Raw genomic sequence first — 14,773 nt, 5'->3', positions numbered from 1 at the left:
CAGGCCCGCACGGGGCGGGCCTGCCTCCGGCGGACGGTCACGCTCCCGGCGGCACCCGCCCCGGCCGCCCGGACCCGCGTGTCAGCGCGTACCCGCCGACGCCCGCGAGCGCGGCCAGGGCCCCGCCGACCGCCGTCCACACCCAGCGGTCCGACCACCAGCCGGACGCCCAGCCGTCCTCCGGCTCGACCGCGGACAGCACGGCGGACGGCGTGTCCTCCTCGGACTCCTCCGACTCCTCCTGCTGATCCCGCCCCGCGAGGGCGACGCCCGGCACCAGCGGCTCTGCCAGCGATCCGTCCACCGCCGCCGCCCCGCCGATCTCGCGGGCGTCGACCCGCAGTTCGGCGCCGATCGGCAGACCCCGGTCGGAGGTCGGCAGGCCCACGGCCGTCAGACGGACGTAGTAGGTGCCCGGTAGCGGGTCGTACGCCCAGGGCTCGGACCAGGCCCGCACCGTCCGCAGCGTGCAGGACAGCTCGACGGAGGAGGCGTCCTGGGCGGCGGTGCGGGTCTGCGCGCCGTACCGGCAGGCCTGCCGGCGGCGCAGGCCGTCGTACACGTCCACCTGCCAGGTCTCGGCGGCGTGCGCCTCGGGCAGCTTCACCGTCGCCCGGACGGTCGGCCGCAGGCCGGCGTCGGCCGGGAACGACCAGTACAGGTAGTCGCCGGCCGAGCCGTCGGCCGTGGCCGTCTGCCCCTGGGCGATCTCGGTGGCCGTACGGAACGACGTACCGGCCTTCGTCGGGGCCGCGGCCTCCCCGGTGGGGCTCGCGGACGGTGTGGAGTCGGCCGCCGCGGGGGCCGCGGCGAGCCCGAGCGCCAGCGCGGCGACACTCAAGGCACGGGTGATACGCATCAGTTGGTCCTCCAGACCGCGAGCCGCCAGCGTGACAGCCAGCCGCACAGCAGACCGGCGACGAATCCGGTCAGCACGAGAACGGCGAGCAGCCACCAGCCGCGTCCGAGACCGAAGGAGGCCACGTCGTCCGCCTCGCCCGGCCCGTCCACCACGTCGACGGTCAGCTCCAGCGGCAGACCGGGCGTGGTCTGCACGCCGGAGGCCGCCGAGAAGGAGTGGGTGACCTGGAGGCAGACCGCCTCGGCCGCGGGCTCGTCGGCGTCGTCGTCGGCGGCGCGCTTCGGATAGCGCAGTCCCGTCGAGATCACGTCGGTACGGCCGTTGCCCGCCGCCTCGCCGCGCACGATCTCGCGGCCCTGTGCCGTGACCGCCCGCAGCAGCACCCCGTAGCCCGGGTTCACGTCGCGGTCCGCCGCGACACTCACCGAGGCGCGCAGTTCCCGGCCGGGCAGCACGTCGACCCGGTACCAGCGCTGCTGGCCGAACTCCGCGCGGTCGGTGTACAGGCCCGACTCCAGCGCCGGGGCCTCGGCGCACCGGTCGGCGCCCTCGGTGGCGACCGGCGTCACCACGGGGTCGGCGGCCCGGTCGACCAACTGGTTAACCTTGTCGGTGAGTTCGTCCGTGTGCTCCACCGAGGTGTACGTGCCACCGGTCGCCTCGGCGATGCAGCTGAGCTGCTGACGCATCTTGGTGTTCGGCACCAGGCCGAGGGTGTCGATGGTCAGGCCGATGCCCTTGGCCGCTATCTCCCGGGCCACCTCGCACGGGTCGAGCGGGGCGCAGGTGTCCTCGCCGTCGCTGATCAGCACGATGCGCTTGGATCCGGTGCCGCCGTCGAGGTCGTCGGCCGCCTTGAGCAGCGCCGGCCCGATCGGGGTCCAGCCGGTGGGGGCGAGCGTGGCGACCGCCGCCTTGGCCTCGGTGCGGTCCAGCGGGCCGACCGGGTAGAGCTGCGCGGTGTCCCGGCACCCCGTCTTCTGGTCGTCGCCGGGGTAGTCGGCGCCGAGGGTGCGGATGCCGAGCTGCACGTCCTCGGGCGTGGCGTCCAGCACCTCGTTGAACGCCTGTTTCGCCGCGGCCATCCGCGACCCGCCGTCGATGTCCCGTTCCCGCATCGAACCGCTGACGTCCAGTACCAGATTGACCTTGGGGGCGGTTGCCGTGGTCTCGTCGGCGAACGCCGCGGACGGCGGGACGAGGCCGGCCGTCAGCGCGGCGAGCAGGACGCACGCCCCGGTCGCCGACCGTTTTCTTGTGATCATCGGCGGATCCTATTGACCGGTGGTGTCGGGCTCCAAACCCGTGCTCACAGAAGCGGATTGGGCAACTCCGCCCACAGGTCCCCGACCGTGCCCGGTGACAGCCGCATCAGCGTCAGCGCCTTCGTGGGCAGCGGAGCCTCGCACAGCGCGACCAGATCGGGGGTGCGCGGCAGATCCCGTACGGCGCTCTCCAGTGCCGTCCGCAGCGCCGGCCCGGACCCGGCCGTGTGCGCGAGCGCGCCCGCCACCAGCGACCCGAACAGCTTGCGCCGCAGCGCCGTCACGTCGTCGGTGACGATCCGGACGGGCAACTCGGGCACGGGGATGCCGTGCCGGGCGAGCCGGGCCGGACTGACCCGGATGTCCGCGAGGTCGCGGTAGACCAGCCGGAGGGGCGCGCCCGACTCCGACAGCACCACGAGGAGGTTCTGACCGTGTGCCTCCAGGGCCACCCCCAGTTCCAGCAGCCGCAGTCCGACGCCGACGGCCAGCCGGGCGAACGCGCCGAGCCAGTCGGCCGACCCGGGCAGTCCGGTGCCCGCGAGCGCCGCCACGGGCAGCACCCGCTCGCCGGCCCCGGCGTACTCCTGCGGTGACTGGCGCAGCACGGCCGCGAGGTCGGGCGAGCCGTCCGTCACCGCGCCGAGCGTGCGGGTCATGTGCAGCAGGCCGTCCGTGCGCGCCGCCAGTTCCTCCGCGAAGGCCGAGAGGACCGACGCGGAGCGGATCGACGCGACCGAGATGTCCCGCACGGACGAGGTGAGCCGGGCGCTCAGCGCCGTCTTGACGTGCGGTCCGTCGCTCAGGGCCAGCGTGCGCAGGGACATCAGCGGGTGCCCGGTCAGCCGTTCCTCGCACGGCCGCTTCAGCACGTGCGCCGCCTGCCACGGGTGCACGGGCACCAGCACATGCCGCCCGTCGCGCATCCCGTCCGGCCACACACCGGTGACCAGGCACGAGTGGACCGGCACCGGCACCGCCCCGAGGCCGACCACCGGCCCGTGCTCGGGCCCGTAGGCGAGCTGCTCGGCCACCGAGAAGCCGGGCCTGGAGCGGCAGTTCGGGTGGAACGGATGCCCGTCCACCACCCGCTGCTCCCACTCCCAGTCGCGTGTCGGCCACTCCTTCGGGTGAGCGGGTTGTCCCGCCCGCGACAGCGCCAGCGAGGCGACACCGTGGTCGAGTTCGGCGGCGAAGTCCGTGCCGTGCGGTACGGCGAGGTCCGCCATCAGCCGTGCGGGACGGTCGTACACCGTGCCGGCGAGCCGTACCGACGTGACGTGGTCGCCGGTCGCGTACGGGTCCGGCACCGGCCCGCGCAGCCGGCGGCCGTCGGCCAGCCGCAGGGTGAGGCCGTCCCGGCCGCGATCGTGGCCCTCCACCCAGGTCAGCGGCTCATGGGTGAGCGCGCGCCACAGCCGGGTCAGCACGGCCGCCCGCGCGCCGGGCAGCGCGGCCGTGTACCGCGCGCTCAGGTCGGGGCGTACGACGGCCAGTTCCGCGGCGACCTCGGCCTCGGCGGTGGGGGGTCGGTGCACGGGCGGGCTCCTCGGAACGGGTCTGGCGCGGACGGGTCTGTCACGGCGCGGTGTGACGACAGCGATACTGATCGTCTCCGCACGAAATGAACCGTAGAGAACGAGTGGAACGCGTGGACCTCATCCCCCCGCCCGCCGACGAGGACGCCCCGGCAGCCGACCGCGTCCGCGACCGGGCCGACGCCCTCGCGGCGGCACCGCTGCTCAACTGCCTGCTGCGCGAGGTGGCACTGCCGGTGCCCGGCCGCCCGGGGGTGCACCGGCTGCCCGGCGGGGACCGGCTGCTGCGGGTGCGCGGCCGGCGTCGGCCGACCGCGCCCGAGCTGTACACGGACGGCCGCTGGCAGCGCCTGGACCACACCGGACTCGTCAAACTCGTCGCCGACGAACTGCGCCACCACACCGGCCTGTCCAACCACGAACTGCCCGCCGAGATGATCGACAGCCGCGACGCCGTCGCCGCGCTGCTCGCCGCCCGCGCGCGGACCGCCCCGCCCGGCGACCCCTACCTGCGCTCCGAGCAGTGCCTGGTCACCGGCCACCCGCACCACCCCGCCCCCAAGGCGCGCGGCGGCGGCCCGGTGGCCGGCTGGCTGCCCTACGCGCCCGAGGCCCACGCCCGCTTCCCGCTGACCCTGCTCGGGCTGCGCGAGGACACCGTCGTCCAGGAGGGCGACACCTCGGCACTGGACGCCCTCGGCGAGGCGCCGCCCGGCTACCGGCTGCTGCCCGCCCACCCCTGGCAGCTCGAACTGGCCGCCCGTGACCTCGCCCCCGCGTTCGCGGACGGACGGCTGATCCGGCTCGGCACCACGCCGTTCCCGGCCTGGCCGACGGCCGCGATCCGCACGGTGTACGCCCCCGGGCACGATCTGTTCCTGAAGTTCAGCCTGGACGTGCGCATCACCAACGACGTACGGCGGCTGTGGCGGCACGACCTGCTGAAGCTGCGCCGGGTCGACGCCGCCGCCGGCCGGGCCCTGGCGGACGGCCCGGCGGCCTGGCTGACGGACCGGGGCTACCGCACCGCCGGGTTCGCCTTCGAGGAACTCGCCGTCCTGGTGCGCGACGGACTGCGCGGCCGGGTCCTGCCCGGCGCGACCCCGTTCCTGGCCGCCGGACTGGTGGAGGGCTTCGCGGGCAGCCCGCTGGACGGCGCGGCCGACCCCGCGGCCTGGTGGCAGGCGTATCTGCGCCAGGTGGTGCCCCCGGTCCTGGCCGCCTTCGCCGACCACGGCGTCGTCCTGGAGGCCCACCTGCAGAACTCGCTGATCGCCTGCGCCGCCGACGGCACGCCCGTGCAGGCGCTGTTCCGCGACGCCGAGGGCGTGAAGGTGCTGCCGGAGGTGTCCCGGGCCGCCGGCTGGGAGCGGCTGGTGTACTGCCTGGTCGTCAACCATCTGATCGAGATCGCCGAGGCGCTGGCCGAGCGGCGGCCCGGCTTCGCCCCCTGGCCCGCCCTGCGCCGTGAGCTGGCCCGGCACGACCTCCCCGAGATCGCCGCGCTGCTCTCCTCGCCGACACTGCCCGCCAAGACCAACCTGCTGCTGCGCTGGACCGGCGCGGACGGCGCCGACGCCCGCTACCGCCCGCTGCCGAGCCCGCTGGCCGGTGATTGATCGCCGATCGGGCTGCCGGGCACCTGGCTTACCCTGGCGGGTGTGCTGCGCGACGTGACTGCTGTTCGATACGTGACCCCGTTGCGGTCCGGCGGCTCCGTGCCAGGAGTCTTCGAGGCCGACGACCTGGGCACCTACGTCGTGAAGTTCACCGGCTCCGCGCAGGGCCGCAAGGCGCTGGTCGCCGAGGTGGTCGTCGGTGAGCTGGCCCGCGCCCTCGGGCTGCGCTTCCCCGAGCTGGTCCTGGTGCACTTCGACCCGGCGATCGCCGATCACGAGCCGCACCAGGAGGTGCGCGACCTGCACACGGCCAGCGCCGGCGTGAACCTCGGGATGGACTATCTGCCGGGCGCGAGGGACTTCACCCCGGAGGTCGCCGGGACCTTTCCGGTCGACCCGCTGGAGGCCGGCCGGATCGTCTGGCTCGACGCGCTCACCGTGAACGTCGACCGGACCGTGCACAGCTCCAACCTGATGGTCTGGCCCACACTCGGCGTGGCACCCCCGCGGCTGTGGCTGATCGACCACGGCGCCGCGCTGGTCTTCCACCACCGCTGGGACTCCTCCGCCCCCGACAAGGCGTACGACTTCCGCCAACACGCCCTCGGCCACCACGGGCCCGACGTGCGGGCCGCGGACGCCGAACTGGCGCCCCGGGTGACCGAGGAACTGCTGCGCGAGGTGCTGGCCGAGGTGCCGGACGCGTGGCTGGCGGACGAGCCCGGCTTCGCGACCCCCGACGGGGCCCGGCGCGCCTACGTCGACTACCTCCACGCGCGCGTGCGGGCGTCGGCCGCCTGGCTCCCCACGGACTTCCCGACGCGGGAGGAACTCGCCGCCGAGGAGGCGCAGCGCGCGGCGAGGACGCAGCAGGGCCGCCCGCAGTGGCTCAAACGGGTTCCGGACCTGCACGGCAAACCGGCGGCGGAACAGGATTGGTCGGTACACCTGGGATGACGGACAGCCATCGCGTTCAGATCGAGTACTGCACCCAGTGCCGCTGGCTGCCCCGGGCCGCCTGGCTGGCGCAGGAGCTGCTCACGACCTTCGAGGCCGAGCTGACGGAACTGTCGCTGAAGCCCGGCATCGGCGGTGTCTTCGTCGTGCGGGTCGACGACGAGGTGGTGTGGGACCGCCGTGAGCAGGGCTTCCCGGAGCCCACGGCGGTCAAGCGGCTGGTGCGCGACCGAGTGGCCCCGGAGAGGTCCCTGGGCCACTCGGACCGGTGAGCGTCAGCCGCCGCGGGGTCAGCCCTCGAGCCGCTCGTACGCGGGCAGGGTCAGGAAGTCCGCGTAGTCCTCGTCGAGCGAGACGGTCAGCAGCAGGTCGTGGGCCTGCTGCCAGTTGCCGGCGGTGAAGGCCTCCTCGCCGGCCTCCGCGCGGATGCTCGCCAGTTCCTCGGCGGCGACCTTGCGGGCCAGTTCGGCGGTGACCCGCTCGCCGTTGTCGAGGACCACACCCGCGTTGATCCACTGCCAGATCTGCGAGCGGGAGATCTCCGCCGTGGCCGCGTCCTCCATCAGGTTGAAGATGGCGACGGCGCCGGTGCCGCGCAGCCAGGCCTCGATGTAGCGGATGCCGACCTGCACCGCGTTGACCAGGCCCGCGTAGGTGGGCTTGGCGTCGAGGGAGTCGACGGCGATCAGGTCGGCGGCCTTGACGTCGACGTCCTCACGCAGGCGGTCCTTCTGGTGGGGCCGGTCGCCGAGCACCCGGTCGAAGGACTCCATGGCGATCGGGACCAGGTCGGGGTGGGCGACCCAGGAGCCGTCGAAACCGTCGCCGGCCTCGCGGTCCTTGTCGGCGCGGACCTTCTCGAAGGCGACCCGGTTGACCTCCGCGTCCCGGCGGGACGGGATGAACGCCGCCATACCGCCGATCGCGTGCGCCCCGCGCTTGTGGCAGGTGCGCACCAGCAGTTCGGTGTACGCCCGCATGAACGGGGCCGTCATCGTCACCGCGTTGCGGTCCGGCAGGACGAACTTCGCACCGCCGTCCCGGAAGTTCTTGACGATGGAGAACAGGTAGTCCCAGCGGCCGGCGTTCAGCCCGGAGGCGTGGTCGCGCAGCTCGTAGAGGATCTCCTCCATCTCGTACGCCGCCGTGATCGTCTCGATCAGGACGGTGGCGCGGACGGTTCCCCGGGGGATGCCGAGGTGGTCCTGCGCGAAGACGAACACGTCGTTCCAGAGGCGGGCCTCCAGGTGCGACTCCGTCTTGGGGAGGTAGAAGTACGGGCCCTTGCCGAGGTCGAGCAGCCGCCGGGCGTTGTGGAAGAAGTACAGGCCGAAGTCCGCCAGCGCGCCGGGGACCTGTTCCCCGTCGAGCCGGAGGTGGCGCTCGTTCAGGTGCCAGCCGCGCGGGCGCATGACGACCGTGGCGAGTTCACCGGCCGGGCGCAGGGCGTAGGACTTGCCGGTGCGCTCGTCGGTGAAGTCGATGCCGCCGGTGTAGGCGTCGATCAGGTTGAGCTGGCCGAGGACCACGTTCTCCCAGGTGGGGGCCGAGGCGTCCTCGAAGTCCGCGAGCCAGACCCGGGCGCCCGAGTTGAGGGCGTTGATGGTCATCTTGCGGTCGGTGGGACCGGTGATCTCGACCCGGCGGTCTTCCAGCGCGGCCGGGGCGGGCGCCACACGCCAGGAGGGATCCTCGCGGATCGACGCGGTCTCCGGGAGGAAGTCGAGCGTGCAGGTGCGGGCGATCTCGGCGCGGCGTTCCGCGCGGCGGGCGAGGAGTTCGTCCCGCCGGGGCGTGAACCGGCGGTGCAACTCGGCCACGAAGGCGAGCGCCGCGTCGGTGAGGACCTCCTCCTGCCGGGGCAGGGGCTCGGCGTCGACGATGGCCAGCGGAGACGGCGCTGGTGCGGACATGAGCTGTCACTTCCTTCAGCGAGCTGATTCAGCGAACCACGTGCATCGCCGCCGTGCCGTGGCACCGGGTGCCAGGGGGCACGAAGGGGGCGGCGGACGCCCGCGGGACGGTCGGGCGCTTCTGATCAGTGGATACTAGTTTCCTCATGGTGGAAGTTCAATGGTTTGTTGATGTCGAGATTCTCCGGGTCGAGGCAAGGTGGCGCCGGGTGCCACCCCGCTCACTCAAGGTGGCGCAGGTCGGCCTCCGTGTCGATGTCGTACGCCCGCGCCACGTCCCCGCACTCGACGAGTGCGATCTGCGTCCGGTGGGCCCTGAGGTAGGCGCGTGCTCCCTGGTCGCCGGTCGCCAGCGCGGCGACGCCTGCCCAGTGGGCGGCGCCGAGGAGGACCGGGTGGCCGCGCACACCGTCGTAGGCGGCGGACGCCAGCGTCGATTCGTCCCGGTGGGCGGCCAGCACCCGGGCCACCGCCACGGGCCCGATGCCGGGCTGGTCGACGAGCGAAACCAGTGCCGCCCGCGCGGGCGTCCCTTCGAGCGAGCCCAGCCCGGCACGCAGCGAGCCGCCCATGCCCTCCGCCCAGCGGGGGTTGTCCACGAGCACACAACCGGACAGGTCCGCCCGCGCGCGCACGGCGTCGGCGCCCGCCCCCAGCACCACATGGACCCGCGAACACCCGGCCGCGCGCAACACGGCCACCGCGTGCTCGACCAGCGGCCGGCCCCGGTGTTCGAGCAGCGCCTTGGGCCGCCCCCCGAGCCGGCGTCCGCCCCCCGCGGCGAGCAGGAGTCCGGCCACCGGGGGTTCGTTCTGATCCGTCATGGGTCCTGCATACCCGACCCGTCTCGCGCCGGACGGTCCCGCGGGCCGAATTCCGGTCCGCGTGGTGGCGTATCGCCACCGGGTGGCGTTTACTGGCCCGCGTCCCTCGGCGCCCGACCAGCGCCAGGGGCGGCGGAGGGGACCAGGACATCACTGCGGCACGACGGCGTGTCAGGGGGGAGTGCTGTGTTGCGGAGCGTGGGGCAGAGGTCGGTGACCGGCAGCGACGAGGACCCGAGAGTGGCGGAACTGCGCACGGCGGTGTCCCGGCTTCGCCGCGAACTCGCGGTACATCCCGGCGAGTTCCCGGACCGGGCCGTCGCCGAGGACGAACTCGCGGCGCTGGCCGCGATGGCCGCCTATGGCACGCCCGAGATCCCCCGGCTGCGCCGCTCGCTGCTGCTGATCGCGGGTGCGATCGGCTCGGTGAGCGCGCTCTCGCGCGGGCTCACCGACGTACGGCACGCGGTGGAGCTGTTCGGCGAGCCGCCGCGCCGCTGAGCCCGGCGGGGCGGCGGGACGCGGCTCAGCTGCCCGAGCTCGCCAGGGCCTCGGACAGCTCCGTCGCCACCTGCTGCAGCACCGGCACGATCCGGTCCGTCGCCGCCTCCGTCACGCGCCCCGCCGGGCCCGAGATCGAGATCGCGGCGGCGGTGGGGGAGTCGGGCACGGACACCGCCAGGCAGCGGACGCCGAGTTCCTGTTCGTTGTCGTCGACCGCGTAGCCGAGCCGGCGCACGTCGTCGAGCGCGGCGAGGAAGCCGTCCGCCGTGGTGATCGTCTTCTCCGTGGCCGCAGGCATTCCGGTGCGCGAGAGCAGGGAGCGCACCTCCTCGTCCGGGAAACCGGCCAGCAGCGCCTTGCCGACGCCGGTGGAGTGCGGCAGGACGCGGCGGCCGACCTCGGTGAACATCCGCATCGAGTGCTTGGACGGCACCTGCGCCACGTACACGATCTCGTCGCCGTCCAGGAGCGCCATGTTGGCCGTCTCGCCGGTCTCGTCCACCAGGCGGGCCAGGTAGGGGCGGGCCCAGGTGCCGAGCAGGCGGGAGGCGGACTCGCCGAGGCGGATCAGCCGGGGGCCGAGCGCGTAGCGGCGGTTGGGCTGCTGGCGGACGTACCCGCAGGCGACCAGGGTGCGCATCAGCCGGTGGATGGTGGGCAGCGGCAGCCCGCTGCTGGCCGAGAGCTCGCTCAGCCCGACCTCGCCGCCCGCGTCCGCCATCCGCTCCAGCAGGTCGAAGGCGCGCTCTAGGGACTGGACGCCGCCGGCCGAGGGCCTGGCGGAATCGGTGGTGCTGGCGCTGGACGTCGGCACGGCGCGTTCCTTTCGGGGCTGGCAGGAAGGCAGCAGCGTACCCGGCGGCCCGCCGGCTCCCTGCTTGTGCGTCACTACATTCTGCCTGTTGGAATCCTATTTCCACTTTGTGGAAACGTCCAGAGTGCACGCCCTGGGTGCAGTGTGGAGAGTGTGCCCCTTGACGGCGGGAGGGCGGGAGTGAAGACTCCTTCAACAGAACGTTGAATTCCCTGGTGCGGAAGTGAGCCCCGTTCGCCGGAGCCATCCGGAAGCGGGACGGCGGCCAAGAGAGGGGTCCGGGTGTCCGACGCTGAACTGGTGCTGCGCTCGACGCGCGTCATCACGCCCGAGGGGACGCGCGCCGCGTCGGTCGCGGTCGCCGACGGCACCATCACGGCCGTCCTGCCGTACGGCGCCGACGTGCCGCCCGGAGCGCGCCTGGAGGACTTCGGCGACGACGTCCTGCTGCCCGGTCTGGTCGACACCCATGTGCACGTCAACGACCCCGGCCGCACCGAGTGGGAGGGCTTCCGGACCGCCACGCGCGCCGCGGCGGCGGGCGGCATCACCACCCTCGTCGACATGCCGCTCAACTCCCTCCCGCCCACCACCACGGTCACCCACCTGCGGACCAAACAGGAGGTCGCCGCCGCGCAGGCGCACATCGACGTCGGCTTCTGGGGCGGCGCGCTGCCCGACAACGTCAAGGACCTGCGCCCGCTGCACGACGCCGGGGTGTTCGGCTTCAAGGCGTTCCTGTCGCCCTCGGGCGTCGACGAGTTCCCGCACCTCGACCAGGACGGGCTCGCACGCGCCATGGCGGAGATCGCCGGGTTCGACGGCCTGCTGATCGTGCACGCCGAGGACCCCCAGCGCCTCGCCGCCGCCCCGCAGCGAGGCGGCCCGGACTACGCCGACTTCCTCGCCTCCCGTCCGCGCGACGCGGAGGACACCGCCGTCGCGGGCCTCGTCGCCCTGGCCGGACGACTGGGCGCACGCGTGCACGTGCTCCATCTGTCCTCCGGCGACGCACTGCCGCTGATCGCCCGGGCCAGGGCCGAGGGCGTCCGGCTCACCGTCGAGACGTGCCCCCACTATCTGACCCTGACCGCCGAGGAGGTCCCGGACGGGGCCAGCGAGTTCAAGTGCTGCCCGCCCATCCGCGAGGCCGCCAACCAGGACGTGCTCTGGCAGGCGCTGGCCGACGGCACGATCGACTGCGTCGTCACCGACCACTCCCCGTCGACCGCGGACCTCAAGACCGACGATTTCGCCACCGCCTGGGGCGGCATCTCCGGCCTCCAGCTCAGCCTGGCCGCGGTGTGGACGGAGGCCCGCGGGCGGGGGCACGGTCTGGAGGACGTCGTCCGCTGGATGTCGGCGCGGACGGCGGAACTGGTCGGGCTCGGCGCGCACAAGGGCGCCGTCGCGGTCGGCCGCGACGCCGACTTCGCGGTGCTCGCCCCGGACGAGACCTTCACCGTTGACCCGGCGGCCCTCCAGCACCGCAACCGGGTGACGGCCTACGCGGGCCGGACGCTCACCGGCGTCGTGAAGTCCACCTGGCTGCGCGGCGAACGCATCATGGCGGACGGCGAGTTCACCGCACCGAGGGGCCGGCTGCTGACCCGGACGCCCTGATTCCCCCGACGGCCCACTCCCGAGAGGCAGACCTGATCACCGTGACGGCGACACCGAGTTTCACCGGCGACGCGAACCCCTACGCGGGCGGCGACCCGTACGCGGACTACCGCACCGCCGACTTCCCCTTCACCCGGTACGTCGACCTCGCCGACCGCCGGCTCGGCGCCGGTGTCATCGCCGCCAACGACGAGTTCTTCGCCCAGCGCGAGAACCTCCTGGTCCCCGGGCGCGCCGAGTTCGACCCCGAGCACTTCGGGCACAAGGGCAAGATCATGGACGGCTGGGAGACCCGGCGCCGGCGCGGGGTCTCGGCCGATCACCCCTGGCCCGCCCCCGAGGACCACGACTGGGCACTGGTCCGCCTCGGCGCGCCGGGCGTCATCCGCGGCATCGTGGTCGACACCGCCCACTTCCGCGGCAACCATCCGCAGTCCGTGTCCATCGAGGGCGCGTCGGTCGCGGGCTCGCCGTCCCCCGGGGAACTGCTGGCCGACAGCGTGAAATGGACGACGCTGGTCCCGCGCACGGAGGTCGGCGGCCACGCGGCGAACGGGTTCGACGTCCGAGTCGAGCAGCGCTTCACGCACCTGCGGGTCAACCAGCATCCGGACGGCGGCATCGCACGCCTGCGCGTGTACGGCGAGGTGGCACCGGACCCCGAGTGGCTGACGGCGCTGGGCACCTTCGACGTGGTCGCCCTGGAGAACGGCGGACGGGTCGAGGACGCCTCCGACCTCTTCTACTCCCCGGCGACCAACACCATCCAGCCGGGCCGCTCCCGCAAGATGGACGACGGCTGGGAGACGCGCCGCCGCCGCGACCGGGGCCACGACTGGATCCGCTACCGGCTGGTGGCCCGCTCCCGGATCCGCGCGATCGAGATCGACACCGCCTGCCTCAAGGGCAACAGCGCGGGCTGGGCGTCGGTGTCCGTGCGGGACGGCGGCGACGGCGGGGACACGGCGGATGCCGGCTGGACAGAGATCCTGCCCCGCACCCGCCTCCAGCCCGACACCGGCCACCGCTTCGTCCTCCCGGCCCCCGCCGTCGGTACGCACGCGCGCGTGGACATCTATCCGGACGGGGGCATCTCGCGTCTGCGCCTGTTCGGCTCCCTGACCGAGGACGGCGCCGCGAGCCTGGCGGCGCGCCACCAGGAACTGGGCGGCTGACACCCCGACGGGACAGGTGCCCGGCCTGCCGCTGAGCCGGGTGGCGGGGCGCACCGGGGGTGCGCCCCGCGCGGCTCACGCCGCGTGTCCGCCGTCGACGGCGAACTCGGCCCCGGTGATGTACGAGGCCCCCGCGAGATGCGCGACCGTCGACGCGACCTCGTCCGCCGTGCCGAAACGCCCCAGGGCCGTCAGCGCCGACTGATCTGCCGCGTAGGGCCCGTCCGCCGGGTTCATGTCGGTGTCGATCGGTCCGGGATGGACGATGTTCACGGTGATGCCACGTCCGCCGAGCTCCCTCGCCAGGGCCTTGGTCAGACCGATCAGCGCCGACTTGCCGGTGGCGTAGAGCGTTCCGCCGGGGCCCGGCACCCGCTGGGTCATGCAGGAGCCGACGACGACGATCCGCCCGCCGTCCGCCATGCGCGCCACCGCCGCCCGGGAGGTGAGGAGGACACCGCGCACATTCACCGCGAGGACCCGGTCGATGTCGCTGAGCGACAGGGTCTCCAGCGGGCCCAGCACACCGACGCCCGCGTTGTTCACCAGCACGTCCAGGCTCCCGAGTGCCTGTACCGCGCGCTCCACGGCGCCCGCCGCCTCGTCCGGGTCGCCCGCGTCCGCCCGCAGGGCCACCGCGCGGCGCCCCAGCGCCTCGACGGCCCGCACGACGTCGTCGGCCGCCGCCTTGTCGTTCACGAAGGTCAGTGCCACGTCGGCGCCCTCCCGCGCCAGCCGCACCGCCGTCGCCGCACCGATGCCGCGACTGCCGCCGGTCACCAGGGCCACCTTGCCGTTGAGAGTTGCTCGATACGTCATGCGGCCATTCCAGCGGCGGGCCCGCGAGAGCACCGGCGGCCGGCGGACATCGAGATCGCGCGGAGCGGTACCGGCAGGGCGTCCGCGCCGGCCAACTTCCGGGAAATGTCCGGGACTCGACGGCGAATTCCGCGACTTGACGTTGACATGTCAGCGTCTACGCGCGTCATCATAGGCCCATGAGATTCCCCCCACGCATCACCCGGATCGGCGCCGCAGCCGCGCTCCTGTCCGCACTCGTCGCCGGCGGAACCGTCACCGCCGGCACCGCGACCGCCACCCCCACAGCGGTCGGCAGCATCTGCTACGGCGACCTGCCCTCGCAGGCACACGACACGCTGGAGCTCATCGAGCAGGGCGGTCCCTTCCCGTACCCGCAGGACGGCACCACCTTCCAGAACCGCGAAGGCATCCTGCCGAGCCAACCCACCGGCTACTACAACGAGTACACGGTCAAGACGCCCGGCAGCCCCGACCGCGGAGCCCGCCGCATCGTCACCGGCGAGGAGCACCAGGAGGACTACTACACCGCCGACCACTACGCGTCGTTCCGCCTGGTCGACCACACCTGCTGATCCTCCCGGACCTCAGGACCTGCGGCTCTCCGCCGCGGCGAACAGGGCGAACGCGAGCACCACGAGCGTGACGGACGCGTAGATCCCGTAGCCGTCGAGGAAGCCGATCCGCTGCACCAGACCGATGTGCCAGTCGGTGAACTCGTGCACCAGGCCCATCGCGCCCTGCACCAGGGCGAGAAATCCGAGAAGTTCCAGCAGCTGTTTCATGACCGCGATCCTCGCCCCGCGGACCCCCCACACGCATCGGCCGCGGGGCGGGGATCGCCGTACCGAAGTCGCCGA

15 protein-coding genes are annotated in these 14,773 nt (G+C 73.5%); 7 read left to right on the top strand and 8 right to left on the bottom strand.

Annotated features, from left to right (window positions below):
• Positions 1 to 37: 37 nt before the first annotated feature.
• The 3 genes from DN051_RS10020 to DN051_RS10010 are packed head-to-tail and all read right to left on the bottom strand — an operon-like array spanning position 38 to position 3,665.
• Positions 38 to 859: a hypothetical protein gene (locus DN051_RS10020; protein WP_112442192.1), complete on the bottom strand. Its 822-nt coding sequence runs from the start codon at positions 857 to 859 to the stop codon at positions 38 to 40.
• The gene (locus DN051_RS10015) at positions 859 to 2,127 is read right to left on the bottom strand and encodes a VWA domain-containing protein (RefSeq protein ID WP_112438541.1); all 1,269 of its coding nucleotides are present in this window, start codon (positions 2,125 to 2,127) and stop codon (positions 859 to 861) included. Before DN051_RS10015 ends, DN051_RS10020 begins: the two co-directional genes overlap by 1 nt.
• Positions 2,128 to 2,171: 44 nt before the next feature.
• A complete protein-coding gene (locus tag DN051_RS10010; protein WP_112438540.1) occupies positions 2,172 to 3,665 on the bottom strand; it encodes an IucA/IucC family protein in 1,494 nt (497 codons plus the stop codon).
• A 104-nt stretch (positions 3,666 to 3,769) separates the two neighbouring features.
• On the opposite strand from DN051_RS10010, the gene DN051_RS10005 reads away from it, so the two are divergent.
• Genes DN051_RS10005 through DN051_RS09995 form a run of 3 tightly spaced genes read left to right on the top strand, consistent with a single transcriptional unit; the run spans position 3,770 to position 6,513 of the window.
• Positions 3,770 to 5,284, top strand: a complete 1,515-nt coding sequence (locus DN051_RS10005; protein WP_053759277.1) for an IucA/IucC family protein — start codon at positions 3,770 to 3,772, stop codon at positions 5,282 to 5,284.
• A 42-nt stretch (positions 5,285 to 5,326) separates the two neighbouring features.
• Entirely contained in the window at positions 5,327 to 6,241 is a 915-nt protein-coding gene (locus DN051_RS10000) for a HipA family kinase (RefSeq protein ID WP_112438539.1), read from the top strand.
• On the top strand, positions 6,238 to 6,513 hold the full coding sequence (locus DN051_RS09995; RefSeq protein ID WP_053759279.1) for an Rdx family protein: 276 nt from the start codon (positions 6,238 to 6,240) through the stop codon (positions 6,511 to 6,513). Before DN051_RS10000 ends, DN051_RS09995 begins: the two co-directional genes overlap by 4 nt.
• Before the next feature lie 18 nt (positions 6,514 to 6,531).
• Here the strand turns inward: DN051_RS09995 and aceB are convergent, their stop codons facing one another.
• On the bottom strand, positions 6,532 to 8,154 hold the full coding sequence (aceB, locus tag DN051_RS09990; RefSeq protein WP_112438538.1) for a malate synthase A: 1,623 nt from the start codon (positions 8,152 to 8,154) through the stop codon (positions 6,532 to 6,534).
• A 221-nt stretch (positions 8,155 to 8,375) separates the two neighbouring features.
• Positions 8,376 to 8,978, bottom strand: a complete 603-nt coding sequence (locus tag DN051_RS09985) for a nucleotidyltransferase family protein (RefSeq protein WP_053759281.1) — start codon at positions 8,976 to 8,978, stop codon at positions 8,376 to 8,378.
• A gap of 186 nt (positions 8,979 to 9,164) precedes the next feature.
• On the opposite strand from DN051_RS09985, the gene DN051_RS09980 reads away from it, so the two are divergent.
• Positions 9,165 to 9,479, top strand: a complete 315-nt coding sequence (locus DN051_RS09980; RefSeq protein ID WP_053759282.1) for a DUF5955 family protein — start codon at positions 9,165 to 9,167, stop codon at positions 9,477 to 9,479.
• Positions 9,480 to 9,504: 25 nt separating this feature from the next.
• Here DN051_RS09980 and DN051_RS09975 read toward each other — a convergent pair whose 3' ends face one another.
• Positions 9,505 to 10,296 (bottom strand): IclR family transcriptional regulator, encoded by a 792-nt coding sequence (locus DN051_RS09975; RefSeq protein ID WP_112438537.1) that lies wholly within the window; start codon positions 10,294 to 10,296, stop codon positions 9,505 to 9,507.
• Positions 10,297 to 10,578: 282 nt separating this feature from the next.
• Between DN051_RS09975 and allB the strand changes: the two genes are divergently transcribed.
• Positions 10,579 to 11,919 carry an allantoinase AllB gene (gene allB / locus DN051_RS09970; protein ID WP_112438536.1) on the top strand — a complete coding sequence of 447 codons (1,341 nt, stop codon included), beginning with the start codon at positions 10,579 to 10,581 and terminating at the stop codon, positions 11,917 to 11,919.
• A 41-nt stretch (positions 11,920 to 11,960) separates the two neighbouring features.
• Positions 11,961 to 13,094, top strand: coding sequence for an allantoicase (gene alc / locus DN051_RS09965; RefSeq protein ID WP_053759285.1), 1,134 nt, complete (start codon positions 11,961 to 11,963; stop codon positions 13,092 to 13,094).
• 75 nt (positions 13,095 to 13,169) lie between these two features.
• Here alc and DN051_RS09960 read toward each other — a convergent pair whose 3' ends face one another.
• Entirely contained in the window at positions 13,170 to 13,913 is a 744-nt protein-coding gene (locus DN051_RS09960) for an SDR family NAD(P)-dependent oxidoreductase (protein WP_053759286.1), read from the bottom strand.
• 179 nt (positions 13,914 to 14,092) lie between these two features.
• Between DN051_RS09960 and DN051_RS09955 the strand changes: the two genes are divergently transcribed.
• Entirely contained in the window at positions 14,093 to 14,488 is a 396-nt protein-coding gene (locus DN051_RS09955) for a guanyl-specific ribonuclease (protein WP_112438535.1), read from the top strand.
• A gap of 12 nt (positions 14,489 to 14,500) precedes the next feature.
• On the opposite strand, the gene DN051_RS09950 is transcribed toward DN051_RS09955, so the two are convergent.
• Positions 14,501 to 14,698 (bottom strand): hypothetical protein, encoded by a 198-nt coding sequence (locus DN051_RS09950; RefSeq protein ID WP_053759288.1) that lies wholly within the window; start codon positions 14,696 to 14,698, stop codon positions 14,501 to 14,503.
• Positions 14,699 to 14,773 lie beyond the last annotated feature (75 nt).

It is taken from the genome of Streptomyces cadmiisoli, from assembly GCF_003261055.1.
Classification (GTDB): Bacteria; Actinomycetota; Actinomycetes; order Streptomycetales; family Streptomycetaceae; genus Streptomyces; species Streptomyces cadmiisoli.
The sequence above is the reverse complement of the archived record's forward strand: the minus strand, read 5'-3'. Positions and strand labels throughout refer to the sequence as shown.

What these genes read in the sequence shown, in the direction of transcription:
- DN051_RS10020 (WP_112442192.1), bottom strand. Translation starts at nt 859, where the DNA reads ATGCGTATCACCCGTGCCTTGAGTGTCGCCGCGCTGGCGCTCGGGCTC.
- DN051_RS10015 (WP_112438541.1), bottom strand. Translation starts at nt 2,127, where the DNA reads ATGATCACAAGAAAACGGTCGGCGACCGGGGCGTGCGTCCTGCTCGCC.
- DN051_RS09995 (WP_053759279.1), top strand. Translation starts at nt 6,238, where the DNA reads ATGACGGACAGCCATCGCGTTCAGATCGAGTACTGCACCCAGTGCCGC.
- aceB (WP_112438538.1), bottom strand. Translation starts at nt 8,154, where the DNA reads ATGTCCGCACCAGCGCCGTCTCCGCTGGCCATCGTCGACGCCGAGCCC.
- DN051_RS09985 (WP_053759281.1), bottom strand. Translation starts at nt 8,978, where the DNA reads ATGACGGATCAGAACGAACCCCCGGTGGCCGGACTCCTGCTCGCCGCG.
- DN051_RS09960 (WP_053759286.1), bottom strand. Translation starts at nt 13,913, where the DNA reads ATGACGTATCGAGCAACTCTCAACGGCAAGGTGGCCCTGGTGACCGGC.
- DN051_RS09955 (WP_112438535.1), top strand. Translation starts at nt 14,093, where the DNA reads ATGAGATTCCCCCCACGCATCACCCGGATCGGCGCCGCAGCCGCGCTC.
- DN051_RS09950 (WP_053759288.1), bottom strand. Translation starts at nt 14,698, where the DNA reads ATGAAACAGCTGCTGGAACTTCTCGGATTTCTCGCCCTGGTGCAGGGC.